The 18,215-nt window shown below is 44.2% G+C and carries 20 protein-coding genes; 6 read left to right on the top strand and 14 right to left on the bottom strand.

What is annotated here, in order from left to right; all coding sequences use genetic code 11:
* Window position 1 precedes the first annotated feature (1 nt).
* Complete coding sequence (locus VC82_RS10800) at window positions 2-781, top strand: zinc ribbon domain-containing protein (RefSeq protein ID WP_045802386.1); 780 nt, start codon at window positions 2-4, stop codon at window positions 779-781.
* Between the two features lie 53 nt (window positions 782-834).
* On the opposite strand, the gene VC82_RS10795 is transcribed toward VC82_RS10800, so the two are convergent.
* Window positions 835-2,175, bottom strand: a complete 1,341-nt coding sequence (locus tag VC82_RS10795; protein ID WP_045802385.1) for an FAD-dependent oxidoreductase — start codon at window positions 2,173-2,175, stop codon at window positions 835-837.
* A gap of 113 nt (window positions 2,176-2,288) precedes the next feature.
* Here VC82_RS10795 and VC82_RS15460 point away from each other — a divergent pair, with 113 nt between their 5' ends.
* The 3 genes from VC82_RS15460 to VC82_RS15705 are packed head-to-tail and all read left to right on the top strand — an operon-like array spanning window position 2,289 to window position 5,254.
* Window positions 2,289-2,426, top strand: coding sequence for a DUF2256 domain-containing protein (locus tag VC82_RS15460; protein ID WP_084598205.1), 138 nt, complete (start codon window positions 2,289-2,291; stop codon window positions 2,424-2,426).
* Window positions 2,423-3,718, top strand: a complete 1,296-nt coding sequence (locus VC82_RS15710) for a DASH family cryptochrome (protein ID WP_045802384.1) — start codon at window positions 2,423-2,425, stop codon at window positions 3,716-3,718. Before VC82_RS15460 ends, VC82_RS15710 begins: the two co-directional genes overlap by 4 nt.
* 3 nt (window positions 3,719-3,721) lie before the next feature.
* A complete protein-coding gene (locus tag VC82_RS15705) occupies window positions 3,722-5,254 on the top strand; it encodes a cryptochrome/photolyase family protein (protein WP_045802383.1) in 1,533 nt (510 codons plus the stop codon).
* A 142-nt stretch (window positions 5,255-5,396) separates the two neighbouring features.
* Here the strand turns inward: VC82_RS15705 and VC82_RS10780 are convergent, their stop codons facing one another.
* The 4 genes from VC82_RS10780 to VC82_RS10765 all read right to left on the bottom strand — a co-directional run bounded on the left by VC82_RS10780 (window position 5,397) and on the right by VC82_RS10765 (window position 8,000).
* On the bottom strand, window positions 5,397-5,945 hold the full coding sequence (locus VC82_RS10780) for a ClpP family protease (RefSeq protein ID WP_045802382.1): 549 nt from the start codon (window positions 5,943-5,945) through the stop codon (window positions 5,397-5,399).
* A 447-nt stretch (window positions 5,946-6,392) separates the two neighbouring features.
* The gene (locus VC82_RS10775; protein ID WP_045802381.1) at window positions 6,393-7,211 is read right to left on the bottom strand and encodes a mechanosensitive ion channel family protein; all 819 of its coding nucleotides are present in this window, start codon (window positions 7,209-7,211) and stop codon (window positions 6,393-6,395) included.
* A 27-nt stretch (window positions 7,212-7,238) separates the two neighbouring features.
* Window positions 7,239-7,427: a hypothetical protein gene (locus VC82_RS10770; RefSeq protein ID WP_045802380.1), complete on the bottom strand. Its 189-nt coding sequence runs from the start codon at window positions 7,425-7,427 to the stop codon at window positions 7,239-7,241.
* Window positions 7,428-8,000: an RNA polymerase sigma factor gene (locus VC82_RS10765; RefSeq protein ID WP_045803396.1), complete on the bottom strand. Its 573-nt coding sequence runs from the start codon at window positions 7,998-8,000 to the stop codon at window positions 7,428-7,430.
* A gap of 130 nt (window positions 8,001-8,130) precedes the next feature.
* On the opposite strand from VC82_RS10765, the gene VC82_RS10760 reads away from it, so the two are divergent.
* The gene (locus VC82_RS10760) at window positions 8,131-8,805 is read left to right on the top strand and encodes a hypothetical protein (protein ID WP_045803395.1); all 675 of its coding nucleotides are present in this window, start codon (window positions 8,131-8,133) and stop codon (window positions 8,803-8,805) included.
* 16 nt (window positions 8,806-8,821) lie between these two features.
* Here the strand turns inward: VC82_RS10760 and VC82_RS10755 are convergent, their stop codons facing one another.
* From VC82_RS10755 to VC82_RS10745, 3 genes are read right to left on the bottom strand one after another with little or no spacing between them, the layout of a single operon-like run.
* On the bottom strand, window positions 8,822-9,967 hold the full coding sequence (locus VC82_RS10755) for an MFS transporter (RefSeq protein ID WP_045802379.1): 1,146 nt from the start codon (window positions 9,965-9,967) through the stop codon (window positions 8,822-8,824).
* Window positions 9,968-9,998: 31 nt separating this feature from the next.
* Window positions 9,999-11,267 (bottom strand): kynureninase, encoded by a 1,269-nt coding sequence (gene kynU, locus VC82_RS10750; RefSeq protein WP_045802378.1) that lies wholly within the window; start codon window positions 11,265-11,267, stop codon window positions 9,999-10,001.
* Between the two features lie 38 nt (window positions 11,268-11,305).
* Window positions 11,306-11,773 (bottom strand): GNAT family N-acetyltransferase, encoded by a 468-nt coding sequence (locus tag VC82_RS10745; RefSeq protein WP_045803394.1) that lies wholly within the window; start codon window positions 11,771-11,773, stop codon window positions 11,306-11,308.
* 69 nt (window positions 11,774-11,842) lie between these two features.
* Here VC82_RS10745 and VC82_RS10740 point away from each other — a divergent pair, with 69 nt between their 5' ends.
* A complete protein-coding gene (locus VC82_RS10740; protein ID WP_045802377.1) occupies window positions 11,843-12,484 on the top strand; it encodes an O-methyltransferase in 642 nt (213 codons plus the stop codon).
* Here the strand turns inward: VC82_RS10740 and VC82_RS10735 are convergent.
* The 6 genes from VC82_RS10735 to VC82_RS10710 form a co-directional block, all read right to left on the bottom strand.
* Window positions 12,438-13,022 (bottom strand): phosphatase PAP2 family protein, encoded by a 585-nt coding sequence (locus VC82_RS10735; protein ID WP_045802376.1) that lies wholly within the window; start codon window positions 13,020-13,022, stop codon window positions 12,438-12,440. The two genes, VC82_RS10740 and VC82_RS10735, sit on opposite strands and share 47 nt — an antisense overlap.
* Window positions 13,023-13,027: 5 nt before the next feature.
* Window positions 13,028-13,300, bottom strand: a complete 273-nt coding sequence (locus tag VC82_RS10730) for a Sec-independent protein translocase subunit TatA/TatB (protein WP_045802375.1) — start codon at window positions 13,298-13,300, stop codon at window positions 13,028-13,030.
* Window positions 13,301-13,503: 203 nt separating this feature from the next.
* A complete protein-coding gene (locus VC82_RS10725; protein ID WP_045802374.1) occupies window positions 13,504-15,825 on the bottom strand; it encodes a M1 family metallopeptidase in 2,322 nt (773 codons plus the stop codon).
* A gap of 62 nt (window positions 15,826-15,887) precedes the next feature.
* Window positions 15,888-16,397 (bottom strand): DUF6702 family protein, encoded by a 510-nt coding sequence (locus VC82_RS10720; protein ID WP_045803393.1) that lies wholly within the window; start codon window positions 16,395-16,397, stop codon window positions 15,888-15,890.
* Window positions 16,398-16,634: 237 nt separating this feature from the next.
* Window positions 16,635-17,432 (bottom strand): carboxypeptidase-like regulatory domain-containing protein, encoded by a 798-nt coding sequence (locus VC82_RS10715; protein ID WP_045802373.1) that lies wholly within the window; start codon window positions 17,430-17,432, stop codon window positions 16,635-16,637.
* Entirely contained in the window at window positions 17,422-18,168 is a 747-nt protein-coding gene (locus tag VC82_RS10710; protein ID WP_045802372.1) for a carboxypeptidase-like regulatory domain-containing protein, read from the bottom strand. Before VC82_RS10710 ends, VC82_RS10715 begins: the two co-directional genes overlap by 11 nt.
* Between the last annotated feature and the right edge of the window lie 47 nt (window positions 18,169-18,215).

Genomic DNA, 18,215 nt, shown 5'->3' with positions numbered 1-18,215 from the left:
AATGGCAAAAAAAACTGAAGCGACCGTAGAGGAGAAATTAAGGGCCCTTTACGATTTGCAACTTATAGACTCTCGTGTTGATGAGATTCGAAACGTTAGGGGCGAGCTGCCTTTGGAGGTAGAGGATCTCGAAGACGAGGTACAGGGTCTAAAAACCCGAATCGATAAGTTAAAGACCGATGTTGAGACCATCAACTACGAAATATCGGCAAAGAAAAATTTGATTGAAGAGTCAAAAGCCCTGATCAAGAAATATTCAGAGCAGCAAAAAAATGTGCGAAACAGCCGCGAATTCAATTCTTTGAGCAAAGAAATCGAATTTCAAGAGCTTGAAATTCAGTTGGCCGAGAAAAACATCAAAGAATTCAAGGCCCAGATAGAACAGAAAAAAGAGGTCATTTCAGAGACCAAAGAGAAACTGACCGAAAGAGAGGCCCATCTAAAACACAAGAAAAGTGAGTTGGATGCCATCTTGGCCGAAACTGAAAAAGAAGAAAAGGCCCTTTTGAAAAAATCGGAGGAGTTCGAAGAAAAAATCGAGGAAAGACTCGTAAAGGCATACAAGCGTATACGCCACAATGTGAAGAACGGCTTGGCCGTGGTACCCGTTGAAAGGGGTGCATCTGGCGGTTCTTTCTTCACCATTCCACCGCAGGTTCAGGTAGAGATCGCTTCACGCAAAAAAATCATTACCGACGAGCACAGTGGCAGAATCTTGGTCGACCCCAAATTAGCTGAGGAAGAGCAAGAAAAAATGGAAGCACTTTTCGCCAAGATTTAGGCACCAGAAAAAATAGGAATCAAAAAGCCACGCCGTAGCGTGGCTTTTTTTGTCTAAAGCAAGGACAATATTTTCCGTTCCACCTCTTCACTGTTCCATATTTTATGGATGTTGGGCATTTTCATGACCTCTTGCATAATTTTCTCTTGATGGTCGCCGATGGCCAGCGCCTCGGTATAGGGGCGTTCAGAAAAGGTTACACGGCTATAGACAGGGATCCATTTGTCCGGATGTTTCTCATAAAACCATTTCTCAATTTTTTTCTGCAACAAAAAATCAGGGTCCGCTGTCTTGCTGCTCATTTCCATGAAATTGCGGTGGCTGAGCTCGGCAATGGCATCGGCATTGGGCTTTCGCTCCCTTTGATATTCTTGAAAAATGGTCTCCCAATCATCGTTATGCTTCTTCATCAATTGGCTCAGCACAAAAATATCTTCAAAACCCGCATTCATTCCCTGTCCGTAAAAGGGCACAATGGCATGCGCAGAGTCGCCGACAAGGGCCACTTTGTCCCAATAGGTCCACGGGTAACATTTCATGGTCACCATAGCACTGGTAGGATTCTTGAAAAAATCACGGATCAGGTTATCGATGACCTTTCTGACATTCGGAAAATGTTCTTTAAAAAAGGCCTTGGCCTCTTGCTCGGTGGTTAGGCTCTCAAAAGAAACGGCCCCCTCAAAGGGCAAAAAAAGTGTGCAGGTAAAGCTGCCGTCAATATTGGGCATGGCAATCAGCATGAACCTTCCCCTGGGCCAAATATGAAAAGAGTTCTTGTCGAGTTTGTGGGTTCCATCCTCGTTCGGGGGAATGGTCAGTTCTTTATAGCCAACATCGATGAAGTCTTGCGAATAATCAAAACGGCTACGCCGCTGCATTTTGTGGCGCACCCTAGAAAATGCGCCGTCACAGCCAAAAACAATATCGAAATCATATTCTTGCCATTCACTTTTCTCGGTTTCGCCCGTGTATAATTTGGCCTCTGGCAAGTTGACGTCCCATACCTTTTCATTGAACCTGAAGACGGCACCTTCGCTTTCGGCCAGGTCTATCATCTTTCTGTTCAACACACCGCGCGAAAGCGACCATATCGCTTCCCCTTCCAATCCATAGTTTTGAAAATACAACGGTTTGTCGGGCACGTGCATGGCCCTCCGGTACAATGGAATGGCTATTTTTCTGATTTCATCCTCGATATCTACCTCTCGTAGGGCCTTCCAACCCCTATTGCTCATGGCCAAGTTGATAGACCTCCCTGAAAACTCAATGGTTCTGATATCGGGTCGACGGTCAAAAATGGTCACTTGGTGACCGAATTTTCGAAGGTAGATGGCCAACAACGAGCCCACCAAGCCCGATCCAACAATGGCAATGTTCTTAGGGCTTTGTGGCATGCTGTATGCGGCGTTTACAAGTTAGTTGGCAAAAGTACTAAAATTAGAAAATTTAACGGTTTCTTCTAATCATACCTACTATTGTTTAATCTTTTTGTATTTTTATTAAACATATGAGGTGTAAAAAAATACTTCTGCCAGAAAAAATCTGTCCTGTTTGCCATAGACCCTTTAGTTGGAGGGCGAAATGGAAAAGAAATTGGGAACACGTGAAATATTGTAGTGAACGCTGTAAAAGAAACAAGAAATGAGCCACCTGATTTGGTTTCAGAACAATCTACGCGTACATGACAATACTGTTTTGGCCGAAGCCTGTCAAGCCCAAAAGTTACTGGCCGTTTACTTTTTTGACCCCAGAAATTTCGATCTCGGTGATTTTGGCTTTAAAAAAACCGAAAAATACCGTGCAAGGTTTCTATTAGAATCTGCGGCAACCTTAAAACAGAACCTCGCCTCGCTGAACATTAGTTTGTTGGTCTACCACGACAAACCAGAAGCGGTGCTGCCAAAACTTGTCGAGGAACATGGGGTAACGGACATTTTTATGCAAAAGGAATGGACACGCGATGAGACAGTGGTTCTCAAAAAAGTCAAACAGAAAATACGGCCGACTGTTATCTTCCATGAAATTTTTGACCAGTTTCTTCTGCATCCGGCAGATTCGCCCTTTTATAGTTTTGCCGATGTGCCCGATGTGTTCACCGATTTCCGCAAAAGAATTGAAAACAGGGCTTCAATACGAGCCATGGTGCCGATTCCAAAAAAAATGCCGGAAGAGAATTTAATTGAAGAGAGCTCATCTTTACCGGATTTGCCAAAATTGGGGCTCCAAGAGTTTACTTCAGATCAAAGAACGGCCTTCCCCTACAAAGGAGGTGAAGACCAAGCCTTGAAACGGATAGATTACTATTTCTGGGAAACCCAAAGACTGAAATCCTATAAGAAGACCCGAAACGGCCTGTTGGGGCCCAATTACAGTTCAAAACTCTCGCCATGGCTAGCCAATGGAAGCATTTCTGCCCGCTATATCTACTGGCAAATAAGAGAATTTGAACAGAAAATCATTAAAAACCAAGATACCTATTGGCTTTTTTTTGAGTTGTTATGGCGTGACTATTTCAAATACATTTCATTGAAGTATGGCGACAAAATCTTTTGGCAGAGCGGAATTTTTGATAGAAAGCTGGAGTGGAAAAACGACACCAAGGTGTTGCAAGATTGGATTTCGGGGAAAACAAGCGAACCCTTTGTAAACGCCAATATGCTGGAGCTCGTAAATTCCGGGTGGATGAGCAATCGCGGCCGCCAAAATGTGGCCAGCTATTGGTCAAAAAGTCTTAAGCAAGATTGGCGCATTGGGGCAGCCTATTTTGAGAGCCTACTGCTCGACTACGATGTGCACAGCAACTGGGGCAACTGGCTCTATGTAAGTGGCGTGGGCAACGATGGCAGAGACCGAAAATTCAACATACAACGCCAAGCCGAGATGTACGACCGAAATGGCACCTACCAACGGCTCTGGTTACAACCTTCATTATTTTAAGCTTTGAAAAAACTGCGACTGATATTGGGCGACCAGTTGAACCGACACCATAGTTGGTTTAATGAGGTCAACGACGAGATTACATACCTAATGGCCGAGATGAGGCAAGAGACCAATTATGTCAAACACCATATTCAAAAGGTGGTTGCTTTCTTTATGGCCATGCGCAATTTCTCCTCCGAATTACAGGAAAACGGGCATAACGTCATATATCTGAAGATAAACGATGGGGAGAATCCTCAAGAGCTCCCAAAAATTATAACTAAGTTTTTACAAGAGATCGAAGCAGAAAAATTCGAGTACCAACTGCCCGATGAGCATCGATTGGATGAACAACTGACTAAAATCTGCAAAAATCTTGATATAGAGACCGAAGCCTTTGATACAGAACACTTTTGTACAGATCGTGAAGAACTGAAACGTTTTTTCAAGGGGAAGAAACAGCTCGTCATGGAAAATTTCTACCGCCATATGCGGAAGAAACACGACATTATGATGGTGAACGGGCAACCCGATGGTGGCAAATGGAATTTTGACCAAAGCAATCGAAAAAAATGGGCGGGGAATCCCGAGATTCCTCATGAAAGGGGATTTCGAAAAGATGCTACCCAGATTGTTTCAGAAATTGAGAAAGCAGGCATCAAAACCTTTGGCAGTATCAATAACGAACAGTTCAGTTGGCCCACTTCTAGAACGGATGCCCTTTCTGTGCTGAACCATTTTTGCAAAAAACTGTTGGTGCATTTTGGCGATTACCAAGATGCCATGCACACCGATGAAAAATTTCTTTTCCATTCGCGGTTATCATTTGCCATGAACAGCAAGATGCTTTCTCCGAAAGAAGTCATTAAAAAAGTTTTGGACCATTACTATGAAAACACGGCAGACATCCATATTTCCCAAGTCGAAGGTTTTGTCCGTCAGATACTTGGTTGGCGAGAATTCATGAGAGGTGTCTATTGGAAAGAAATGCCCCACTATGCGAAACTGAACGAACTGGAAAACCACAACCCCCTACCCGATTTCTTCTGGACGGGAAAAACAAAGATGAACTGCCTGAAGCATGCCATTGGCCAAAGCCTCGAAAAGGCTTATGCTCACCATATACAGCGTTTGATGGTCATCGGCAACTTTGCCCTATTGGCCCAAGTAGACCCTGATGAAGTGGATGGCTGGTACCTTGGCGTCTATATAGATGCTATCGAATGGGTTGAAATTACCAATACAAGGGGCATGAGCCAATATGCAGATGGGGGTATTATAGCCACAAAACCGTATGTAAGCAGTGCCAACTATATCAACAAAATGGGCAATTATTGTAAGGGCTGCCATTATAGCCATACAAAAAAACTAGGGTCAGGCGCATGCCCCTTCAATGCACTTTACTGGAATTTTCTGGAAGAAAAAAAAGACCATTTCAAAGACAACCAACGTATGGCCATGATGCTCAATCTTTTGGAAAAAAAAGACAAAAGCGAACTATCAGATTTAAGGCAACGGGCCAGGGAGATTATCGAAAATCCTGATACGTTTTAACTTTTCTTAACATGGCCTATGTAATCTTTTGCCCTTTTAATCGTCGTATATATAATAGAGAATATCCCGCTACGGCGTCCATATATATTAGAAAAGTCCTTCGCAGCAATTGAGAAGGACTTTTTTTATGGTGCAAAAAAAATTATTCCAAAATCTTATCTACAATTCCGTATTCAACCGATTCTTCGGCGCTCATCCAATAGTCACGGTCAAAATCCCTCATCACTTTTTCAAAATCCTGTCCACAGTTTTCGGCCAGTATCTTGGCTCCCAATTCTTTGGTTTTTAGAATTTCACGGGCCTGAATCTCAATATTTGAGGCTTGCCCTCGGGCCCCGCCACTGGGCTGGTGGATCATTACCTTTGCATGTGGCTGTATAAATCTTCGGCCCTTTTTGCCCGCTGACAGCAAAATTGAGCCCATTGAGGCCGCTAGACCAGAACAAACGGTGGAAACGGGACTTTTAATTTGCCCAATGGTATCGTATATCGCAAAACCAGAAGTCACATAACCTCCAGGGCTATTGATGACCAATTGAATCTCCTTATTGTTGATAAGGTCAAGGTATAATAGGCGTTCAATCACGTGCTTGGCAGAATCGTCATCTACCATACCCCATAGAAAAACCTTTCTTTCTTCGAGTAATCGCTCTTGTATTAGCTCTTGTACTTTTCCTTTTTTAGAACTCATAGATGTATTTAGGTTAAGCACCAAAATTAGTGATTTTCGGGTTCACTGTAAATGTTGTGTTGGCCTTTCCCCTTTAAAATATGTGTTGATATTTAAAAAAATTCAAAATCATCTAAATATTGATTGAATTCAATTTAAAATCTACATTTTTTAGAACATTTGTTGAATTTTTACTTCGACTTAATTTGGTTACAATAATTAAAAGGAATCCCTGGGCAAGGAAATCTGATTTTGGCTAAAATTGGGAACGGGCATACATACTTTAATTTTTAAAAAGACTCAGTAAAAACCCAATTTATCTGAAAAATTGAACGTTTTTCTGCATAAGTAGCCTACTTTTCCAATCAATCAAAATTAAAAGTTTGTAGGTCTTTCATAACCTTTATAACAGTTACCAAAAAATTATCTTCCCAAAAACAAAATTTTCAATCGAATAGGCAATTTATATTACTGCTTCAGGGAAACCCTGTTTGAGGTCAAATCCTTTATGGGCACGACCAATTTACCATCACGGGTCTTGAGTGTAATGGTCGTATTGTCAATGGCCTCAATGGTACCTTCTACGTTGTCAAAAGAGATTTTGTCACCCACCATGTATATCTTTCGCATGTAGAACATCTTCATCAGGTCAGAGAATACATCCCTGGCCCCAAGTCCGAAACCAAGGGCTGCTGCCAGTAAAAAGGCGCCAAGTATCATGGTAAAGTTGCTGGTAATGATATCGGTGTTGATACCCGCTTGGTTAAGGGCCGTAATTGAAATAAAGAAGGTTATCAGGTAGAACAATACACTGCTGATCACTTTTGAGCCGCCAATGCCCATGGATTCAAACAGGGCAAGGGTGCCCTTTTTTACCAACGAGGCAAGGTAAAGGCCCCCTACCAAGATCAAAATGGCACTTATCAATGTGGGCAAATACCCGAACATGGCCATTATACCCTCTGAAATAGGCGTTAAACCGAGTACTTCGGCTATCACCACGGCAAAGAGCAATATGAGCAGTATGCGAACCGTTCCCAAGATAATTTTCAACAGGTCTATCTTGATCTCTTTGTCACCGAACAGCTTTGCATCGGCCACCTTTTGTGAAACCGTATCGATCTTCGCCGCCTTTAATACCCTTTTCAAGATAAAAAGGATGATTTTCATCACCAGCCAAGCGAGAATCAGACCCATAATGCCCAAAATGATCTTTGGAAGTACCTCTGCTGCCCCTGACAGTAGGTTTTCCAGACTTTCCGAAAGCGCTTCCCTATATGTTTCCATTCCTTTTAGTTGTTGATTATATATTGGTTATTTTCTTCTGTTTGTTTTGAACATACCGGCCAATAGCGATGAGTAGTTCGAGGTAACGAGAATGGCCATTTCCATAATAAGTTTGGCGATGGCCACATCGTGCATCACTTTTTTTCGCATCTCGGGCGGTACGTCCCTCAGCCTTTTATCGAGCTCCCTAAACGGATTGTTAAATTCCTCTGCCATCTATTTCAACGTATTATAGATTTCAACAAGTCTGGCCTTGGCCCTTTTCAGGCGCATTTTGACCGCACTCTCGCCTATTTCGAACAAAATACACAAATCTTTGATCGAAGCGCCGTCTTGATATTTTAGCAACAAAATCGATTTATCTTCAGGTGCCAATGTGCCCAAGGCCCTTTCAAGCTTATGGGCCTTCATTTCGTAAATGCTCTTATCGGGCACCTCTGCCGCCAATTTATACTCTTTGTCATCTATGGGCACCGATTGGTCTTTCATCTTTCTACCCTTGTCACGGTTTACATAGTTTACACAAAAGTTGTAGGTAAACGAATAAAGCCAAGTCGAAAATTTTGACCTGCCCTGAAAAGAGGCCAGCTTTATGAACAACCTTAAAAAAACATCTTGTGTAAGATCTTCGGCCTCATCTTCCGATTTGGCGAACCCATAGCATTTGTTGTATACCATCTTGGCGTACCGATCGTACAGAATGCCAAACAAAAAAGTATCGTTCTTGGCAACGACTTTTGCCACTAATTCTTCATCTGACAAATGGCCAAATGTGTCTTTTCTCTCCAACGACTGATTTGATTGGTTGCTTATTAAGATTAGAAACAGTCTTTTGAGAAAAGTCACCTGCAAACAATTGTGTTAATGGGTAGTGCGTACCAATATAGTCAAAACCACCTATCTTTGGGAAAAATTCAGTATGCAACTTGTACGACCCTTGCTGCTTGTTTTTCTGATTGGATTTGTCTCCTGCAAAACGGACAAAAAAAATGAGGAACAGCCCGCTGGTATAGAAACCAGTATTCTGGAAAAAGTGGCCCACGCCCATGGTTTCGAAAACTGGAAAAATGTCAACGAAATCAGGTTTACCTTTAATGTTGACAGGGATTCGACCCATTTTGAACGCTCGTGGATCTGGAAACCAAAGACCAACGAGGTAACTTCCATATCGGGCAACGATACCTTGGTCTATAACAGGAAGCAAATGGACAGTGTTGCCCTCAAGGTGAACGCGGGCTTTATCAATGACCGTTATTGGTTGTTGGCACCGTTCAACCTACTGTGGGACAACAATAATTTTGAGTACGAGCACGTAGAAGAGGCCATTGCCCCCATCAGTTCAAAACCGATGCAAAAGCTTACCATTGTCTACGGAAATGAAGGTGGTTATACCCCGGGTGATGCCTATGACTTCTATTTGGATGAAAACTACCTTGTTCGCGAATGGGTATTCAGAAAAGGAAACCAAGCCGAACCGTCAATGACCACCACTTGGGAAAACTATCAAGAAATAAACGGACTCAAATTGGCAATGGACCATAAAAAGTACGGGGAAGTGTTCAACCTCTATTTCACGGGCGTGAAGGTGAAGTAGAAGTTTTTTGTATTTTTTACCTTTTGCGCGACATCGCAAATATGGCTACAAAAATCATGGCAGCACAACCCAACAGTGCCCAAAAACTTGTCTTCAACGTAAATTCTTCGGCCAAAAACCCGAGAATCACGGGGCCGATGAGAAAGCCCGAGTAGCCACTGCCGGCAATAAAGGCCACACCCTGCGAAGACTCTACCCCTTTTACATTGCCCCTAATTCTAAAAAGCTCTGGCACCATAACGGAAAAACCAAGTCCATTGAGGGCAAAACCTGTGATTGCCAGTATGGTATTTCCTGATAGCACCATAACATAACCCACGATTGCGATAAGGGCGCCCAAGGCCACAATTTTAATGGAACCGATGCGCTGACTTATACCATCGCCCAAAAAACGACCTAGGGTCATGGCGGCCGAAAAAGCCAAAAACCCAGCACCGATAAGGGCTTCAGGTGCCAAGGTCACCTCCTTTAGATAAAGTCCGCTCCAATCGACGATGGCCCCTTCACTACCCATGCTCACAAATGAAATAATGCCCAAAACGAAGAGGGGCTTGAACAATTTTAAGCTGAAGGGCTCTTTTTCAATAGCGGCTGCAACGATGTGCCGATAACGCTTCCGAAAGGCAAGATTTACCACTAAAACAAGTAGTACCGTAAGGGCCATGTGCAGGGCCGGGTTGTTGATAATGGGCGCCAAAAGGCTTCCCAAGCCCACGATTACCCCTCCAAGACTAAAAAAACCGTGCATGGCCGACATAAAGTTCTGTCGGTCTTCCTTTTCGATTTCTGTGACCAAGGTATTCATCGAAATGTCTAAAAAACCATTGGCGGCCCCAAACAAGAACAATGAGGCACATAACAGGTAATAGTTTGGCACCAACAGTGGAAATAGGGCAAAAATACTGCTCATGACCACCCCCAACCAAGTGGCCCTGCCCACTTTTAATCTATTGATGATCTTTGAGGCGACCGGAAAAACGGTAAAAACGCCCAACGAAAGAAAAAAGATGGCAAACCCCAGTTCGGCCTTGTCTATCCGCAGTTTCTCTTTTACGGCCGGTATATAAATGGCCCAAGTACCGAACCAAATGTTGAGGCTTGCGAACACAAAGGCCGGCGCAAAGTATCTTGGGTTCGATAAAATAAGCCGTAACGACTTCATGGGCCGGTTTCTAAGAAACCGCTAAGCTAAATTATTTTGACAAGATTCCTTCCTTTAAGATACGGCCAAAGCGAAATATGTCTTCATAAGAGCAATAAAAGGGCGCTGGGGCCAAACGAATCACGTTGGGTTCGCGCCAATCGACAATCACCCCTCTTTTCATCAAATAGTCAAAGAGTGCCCTGCCCTCACCGTGTAAAAAAACCGAAAGCTGACAACCTCGATCTTCGGGGGTTATAATCTCAAAAACACTGCCCGCCTCTTTTCCGACTTCCAAGAGAATATACTCTAAGTAGGCTGTTAGTTTCTTTTGTTTCTGTATAAGTGCAGGCATGCCGACCTCATCGAAAAGCTCCAACGATGCGAGATAGGGGGCTAAGGAAAGTACGGGCGGATTGCTCACCTGCCAGGCATCGGCCGTGTCAATGGGTTCGAACATGGGCTTCATCTGAAACCGGGTTTCCTTTTTGTTGCCCCACCACCCCTCAAAACGGGGCATATCGACCTTGCCCAGATGTTTCTCGTTCACAAAAATTCCTGAAGCGTTCCCCGGTCCGCTGTTCATGTACTTGTAGCTGCACCACGCGGCAAAATCAACATCCCAATCGTGTAATTTCAATTCGACATTGCCCACGGCATGGGCCAGGTCCCATCCCACCATTGCCCCAGCCTTTTTACCGGCCTTGGTAATGGTTTCCATAGCAAACACCTGTCCGTTATAGTAGTTGACCCCACCAATAAGCACCAAAGCCAGCTCGTCTTTTACTTCATCAATGGTCTTTAATACGTCTTCTGTTCTCCAAAAATGCTCACCTTCCCGTTTTTTGACCTCGACAATGGCATCAGAGGGATCCAACCCATGGAACCGAACCTGGCTTTGCAGCATATACTGGTCGGAGGGAAAGGCCTTTTCCTCACAAATAATCTTGAACCGTTTTTGTGTGGGCCTGTAAAAGGAAACCATCAAAAAATGTAGATTGACGGTCAAGGTGTTCATAACAGACACTTCTTGGGGTTTGGCCCCTACGACCTTTGCCAATGGTTTGGCAAGGCGTTCGTGGTAGTCCCACCACGGTTTTTCGGCATGAAAATGGCCCTCTACCGCCAATTCGCGCCAGTCTTTCATGATGTCATCAACATACTTCTGGGTACGTTTGGGCTGGAGGCCAAGCGAGTTTCCTGTAAAATAAATGACGTCTTTGCCATTTACCTGTGGAAAATGAAACTGCTGGCGATATGCCTTCAGAGCATCATGCAAATCCAACTCGCGGGCAAATGTGAGGGTATTTTCAAATTTCATCTAGGAGGGTGTTTTTTGGCAAATGTACGGCATCAGTGCTATTTGTCTGTAGTCAGCCTCATTTCTGCAATATGTTTTTTGAATCCTGCTTTTTGGTAGGCCTTTATTGCCGGTAGGTTGTCATCGTACACGGTCAAACGAATCTCTTCTAGGCCTTTCCCTCTACTCCAATCAACCAGCGTATTGATAATCATCTTATTGATGCCTTGCCCCCTGTGTGAAGGTTTTGTGTACATAAAGCCCAAATAGGCATAGTCAACATGGTCTAGGTACGGGCGGGCCTTCTTGGCAATGGCATAGCCCGAACCAACAATTTCACCATCAATTTCTGCCACTACCACCTTGACCGTGTCATCGCCTACATAGGCAGCCAAATCATAATAACTGACGGGGTCTGGCCGTATACAGGGATCAAAAGGGCGTTCGGCTATTATGAGCGCTTGCTCGAAAGCAAGAAGAACGGGCACATCTTCAGGCAGGGCATCGCGTACCTTTATTTCTTTCATGGTTCTTGAACTACGTTGATCTGTAAACCAAAATAGTCTTATTTCAATATTTTTACAAAAACTGCCAGTATGCATTTTTTATCGGAGGTAATCGAAAAATACATTGGGTCACATTCAGAAGACGAACCTGAACTGCTACGGCAGCTAACCCGTGAGACCCACTTGAAGGTAGTTCAACCACGTATGATCACCGGACATTACCAAGGGCGCATTTTGGCTTTGCTATCAAAAATTATCGCCCCAAAGAACATTTTGGAGATTGGCACCTATACCGGTTATTCGGCCTTATGTCTTGCGGAAGGTTTACCGGCAGACGGGTCATTGCACACCATCGAAATCAACGAAGAACTAAGCGACCTACAACGCAAGTATTTTGACCAAAGCCCTTTCGGAAAACAAATTATGCAGTATGTGGGCGATGCCCTGAAGATCATTCCCCAAATGGATATCACTTTTGACCTGGTATTCATAGATGCTGAAAAGAAAAAGTACAATGCTTATTTGGATGCAGTGCTGCCCAAGGTGCGGTCTGGTAGCATTATACTGTCAGACAATGTTCTGTGGTCTGGAAAAGTAGTGGAACCACTTCAAAAATCGGATAAGGCCACCGAAGCACTATTGACTTATAACAAGCGTCTTAAAGACGATTCGCAGTTAGAAACGGTTATCTTGTCGGTTCGCGACGGTTTAACCTTGAGTAGAGTGCGCTGAGCCTAGGGTGCAGTCGATAAAACAGATAAGCGGAAAAAAGTCCGAATAGCATGCCAACGAGTATGTCTATCGGAAAATGTACCCCCACAAATATTCGGCTCATGGCAAACAGTATGGGCCAGAGAAAGAATACAGCTGACCACTTGATCTTCTTCCGCAGAAATAAGAAAATAAGTAAGGTAATTGAAAACGAGCTGGCCGCATGGCCCGAAAAAAAACTATAGTCTGTAGGGCTTTTGAGAATTCGTATCAGCGCATTGATCTCTTCGTCATTGTTGGGCCTAAGCCGGGCCACAAATTCTTTTGTAAGATCGGTGATCGTCAGCACCAACAAGACCATGATCAAAACGGTCAAAAGCCTGTAAAGGCCCTCGAGCTTGCCATGTTTGAGAAATAATAGGATGATGAACAGAAGAAATAAGGGAATCCAAGTCGAGATACTTGTTACAACAGACCAGAAGCCGTCATATTTTTCGATACCCAGACTATTAAGGTAAATGAAGGTATCGCGGTCCCATTCAAGTAATTTTTCGAACATCTGGATTATTTCCTTTTGATGGCCCCGGTCACCTCATCGACATTCTTCTTTACCTCATTCAGTTCATTGCGGATATCTTTGGTAATATCGGTATCGAGACCCTGTTTTTCGGCACTTTTTTGGATTTCCCGTTTGATGTCGTCAGTGGCATCGCGCAATTGGCGCATACCCTTGCCCAGGCCTTTGGCAATACCTGGAATCTTATCGGCACCAAAAACCATGACCACTATAAAGAGGATGAAAAAAATTTCGGCTCCGCTGATGAATAGAAAATGCATGGTACAAATATAACTTAAGTTGCCAAGTATGTAAAGGCAGGCTTCAAAATATGTTGGTTCGAGCACCGCCCAGAACAGATTGACGCCACTTATTATAAAAAAGGGTTCACGCGCTCACAACCTAACGGTTTGCCCTATTTAAACAAACAAGGCCCCGTTATTTCACGGGGCCTTTGATATGCTTGGTCGCACTGCTTTTCAAATTATTTGCCCTTGACGCTTTCCTTGAACTTATCAAAGTCTGATTTTTCGTCCTTTTTGGGCCAAGCATTGTTAGTGGTGTCGATATCAGCTGTTTCAAGCTTGGGATCTACAACAATGCCCACCAATTCTTTATCAGAAGAAACGACCCTTTTTACCTCAGCATCGTTCTTTCTCCAAATCTCAGGAGGATAGGTTACGTTTTCCTTGCTGCCATCGGCATAGGTATATTCTACGATCAAAGGCATGGGTATGCCACCTGGCTTGTCAAACGTTACCTCATAAATATACTTGGGTTCTTTGACTTTGGCCCTTTCTTCGGCAGTCATATTGTCCATCATAAACTCTTTCAAGGTCTGTGAGGTCTCTGAAGGCAGTTTGCCCTTCAATTCTTCATTATAGTCCTCGCTATCTTCCTCAGCCAAGTACACCAAAGGTGGCAAATCGGCTTCCGTCAAGTTACGGGCGGCCATGTATTCTTGCATTTCTTTGGTAGGCTTGTTTGTAACATAGTATTTCTTTACCTCTTTCACCCCTATATCCACATAATCGGTGGTATAGAACCAGCTTCTCCAGAACCAATCAAGGTCAACGGCAGAAGCATCTTCCATCGTTCTAAAGAAATCTTCCGGGGTCGGATGCTTGAATTTCCAACGCTGGGCGTATGTTTTGAATGCATGGTCGAACAATTCTTTTCCCATAACGGTCTCGCGCAAGATGTTCAGTGCAGTAGCCGGTTTACCGTAGGCATTCGGGCCCAATTGGTAAACGTTCTCTGGGTTCGACATAATGGGCGACAGGTACTCTTGGTCGCCCGCCATGTAAGGCACAATCTTGGCGGGATCTCCTCTTCTTGAGGGATATCTCTCGTTAGGGGCAATGGCCTCTGGGAAGTTCTTGCCAAACTCTTGCTCTGCCAAATACTGCATAAAGGTATCGAGGCCTTCGTCCATCCAGCCCCACTGGCGCTCATCAGAATTTACAATCATCGGGAAGAAGTTGTGCCCAACCTCGTGGATGATCACGCTGATCATGCCATATTTTACCCTATCGGAATAGGTACCATCTTCATTGGGGCGCCCGTAGTTCCAACAAATCATCGGGTACTCCATGCCCTGGTTCTTGGCGTGTACCGAAATGGCCTTGTGGTACGGGTAGTCAAAGGTGTGCTTCGAATACGTCTTCAAGGTCTGTACCACTGCTTTCGTCGAATACTCTTCCCACAATGGGTTGCCCTCTTTTGGGTACATAGAAACAGCCATAACGTCTCTACCGCCAATTTTGACGGCTTGCATGTCCACAATAAACTTTCGGGAAGTGGCAAAGCCAAAGTCCCGCACCATTTTGCCAGGCTCGGTCTTGAACTTCCATGTCTTTTTCTTCTCAGAGAAGTCTTTTTCGGCTGCTTCTGCTTCTGCTTGCGTTACGATGAGTACCGGCTTGTCATAAGACTTCTTGGCCTGCTCGTAACGCTTCATCATTTCTTTGGTGTATACCTCTTTACGGTTCTGCAGTACGCCGGTGGCATCCAGCACGTGATCTGCGGGCACGGTGATGTTCACCTCGTAATTGCCGAACGGCAGTGCAAACTCGCCACTGCCCCAGAACTGGTGGTTCTGCCATCCTTCCACATCGTTGTAAACGGCCATTCTTGGAAAGAACTGGGCAATCACATAGGCCCGATTGCCGTCCTTTGGAAAATATTCGTAGCCCGAACGCGCGCGGTTTACCGTATGGTCAGGAATGTTGTACCACCATTTGATGGAAAATGAAACCTTTTCACCGCTTTTCAATGGTTGGGGAATATCGACCCGCATCATGGTTTGGTTTATGGTATATGGCAACGGCCTGCCATTGGCATCTTTGACATATTCGATGTTGAAACCACCATCAAAAGGCTCGGTCATATACTCACTGGCAAATGAGCTGGTTCTGTAGGCCAATGGCACCCCTCCACCATTTCTGAGAGGCGATTTTGAGTCTTTGGCCCGTACGTTCTGGTCTAGCTGCACCCAAAGAAACTCAAGGTCATCTGGCGAATTGTTGTGGTAGGTAATGGTTTCTTCACCATAAATCTTGGCGTTTTTGTCATCGAGCTCGATGTCCATTACATAATCGGCCTGGTTTTGGTAATAATCCGGGCCGGGTTTGCCCGTTGCCGAGCGATAGGTATTCGGGGTCGAAAACTCTTCATAGAGCTGTTTAAACCTGCTCTGGTTGTAATGACCCGGTTTTCGTTCTTCTTTCTTCTCCTCTTCTTGGGCAACCAAAGTGGCCGCAAAAAGAAATAAAACAGAAGCAAAATAGTACTTGAATTTCATCATTTTATATCTGGATTTTATAGCTGTGAAAAATAATTCATTTTTAACAGATCCTTAAGCTGGAATCACAAATTTAACATTCCTTTATTATTCTCTTTGATGAGCACAAAGCTCTTCTTTTTGCCCATCCATTTGATGTGCACCACGTTCTGCTGTTCTTCAAACAAATCGGTAAGCACCTCGTTCTGCACGGCAATGGAAGACCGTTCAGCAAGGTTGACATCCAGTACCTCCAAATAGCAGATAATAACATCATTATCGTACCGTTTCCCCAAGAAATTAAAGGAAACCGGCTTGTTGTCCAATAACACAGAAAACTTGGCCCTGAGGTATTTTTCTATATACGCATCGGCAAAATCTGCTTCCTTTTTTGTGGCCAGCTCAGGATCTACATCATACCGCTCTTCTAAAACACGCTCTAGGTCATCGATAAAGATGCGACTGGTTATCTGTAGTGCATCTTCTTCTTCGGAATAATTGACATTGGTGACGCTGACGTAGAATTTGTGTGCCACGGTCATAGAGGTCAAGAACAGTACTGTCAACACCAATGGTGCACTTTTCAAAATTTTCATTTTTCTTTTTTTATCCATCAAAAATAAACAAACCACGTGCCGATCTTCTTACGGATTTCAGGTTTCTGTTGTTTCAGGTTTCAGGTTTCAGGTTTCAGGTTTTGGTATCATGTTTTTAAAAACTTGGGATTTGGGATTTGGTGCTTGGAATTTAGGGTTTCTAAAACAAGTACAATAAACCATAAACCTTCACCTATCATCTAACATCTCACGTCTTATATCTAACATCAAACTTCCCTACTCCAAACCATTGTTTTCCCTATATGCCTCACTTTTGTCGATCATAAATTGCCACACCCTCAATTGGTCGCCAGAGTTAACCACCCCGTCAAAATTGGGATCGGCCTCACAGAAATACATAAAATCGGCAATGCGTTCTTTCGGAATTTTCAGGGTATCAATAAACAATGAGTCGACAATACTCTGCTGTACCCGCTGGGTCTGGGCATACTTTCTGTCGACCGCTACCCGCTCTTTCAACATTTTGGTACGCCCCGAAATCGCATTGATGATTGGGTCGAGGGGTGGGGTTAGAATCATACCCAAATGAAACTTGCCATATGTGGCCTGTTGTAATTTGCGCTCGCTTTGGGTGGGAATTTTTTGCCGTGCATTGGGCAGCCCCAGTGCCTCAGCGCTCACATCTTGTGGCAACTCCAATTTCTCGGCATCTTTCGAAAGGTCGCCCGTTAGGTCAAATGGCTGCACCACCACCTCTTGAAGCTCGTTCACAAACGGTTCTAAAGGCACATTTACAAAGCTCGTGTTGTAAATCAATCGGGTTACGGGCAGTTTCTTTGTCTTAAACTGCACAGCCAAAAAGACCAACGTGTCGTTAACCTTGACGGGAATGGTAAAATTGCCCTCAGCGTCTGTGATGGTGGCCCTTTTAGAGGTGGCATTGCGCACCACCACCCCGGTAACATCCTCGCCGTTGGCAAGCACCTTGCCCCGTAAGTCCTTTGAAGGGGATTCTTGGGCCAGTGCCCCCTGAAAGACCAAAAGCACCAGCAATGACAGGAAGTTACTCCTCATCCAATTCTTTCAAAAATTGCTTGCTCTGGGTCACCAAAAAATCAATAAGTTGAAACTCATTTTCTTTTTTTAACAAGGCGTTAGAGGGAATACGTTCGTCACAATACACCAAAAAAGCTCCGATTTTGTCTTGTGGCAACCGCAGGTCAACCACAAAAAACTCATCATCGTAAACGTGCCGCAGTACCTCACTGACCTTGAGCGTTTCGCGCTGCGGAGTGTCAGGGTTTTTATCAACATTGAAAAGTGCCTTGAAGATGTTCACAAAATTGAGTCCATCGCGCATACCGTGAACAGTTCGTGACTCTGCGATATTTTCTACCTCGGTGGTTCGGTCTATCTCATATTCGTACTGCTTAAAATCTTCGTTCTTTACCTCTAAAAACCGCTCTTGGTCTTCAGGGGTCACCACCACTTCATCCAATTCGGTAACCTTTTCGGTGACCTCTACCACAAGCCGCCGATTATCGATAATGGCCTGGGTTACCTTAACGATTTTCAATTGGTAGTTAACCGCCGTGAACACCAACTGATCGCCTGCCTTTACACGAATGGCAAACCGCCCATCTTGGTCGGTTATTGTGGCAAAACCAGTGGTCGAGTTGATCACATTCTCGTTCTCCACGTTATTGCCACGGTAAAGCACCTGCCCTCGTAACAAAGTGCGGCCATCATCTTGGGCATGCACATACCCTATCGACAAGAAAAGAAAGAGAAAAAAAGTAGAGAATTTCATTGCTGTCATTTAGTTAAAGGTAAAGAAAACCCATGAACACCTATTTT

The sequence above is a fragment of the Flagellimonas lutaonensis genome (genome assembly GCF_000963865.1).
Lineage (GTDB): Bacteria > Bacteroidota > Bacteroidia > Flavobacteriales > Flavobacteriaceae > Flagellimonas_A > Flagellimonas_A lutaonensis.
The sequence above is the reverse complement of the archived record's forward strand: the minus strand, read 5'-3'. Positions and strand labels throughout refer to the sequence as shown.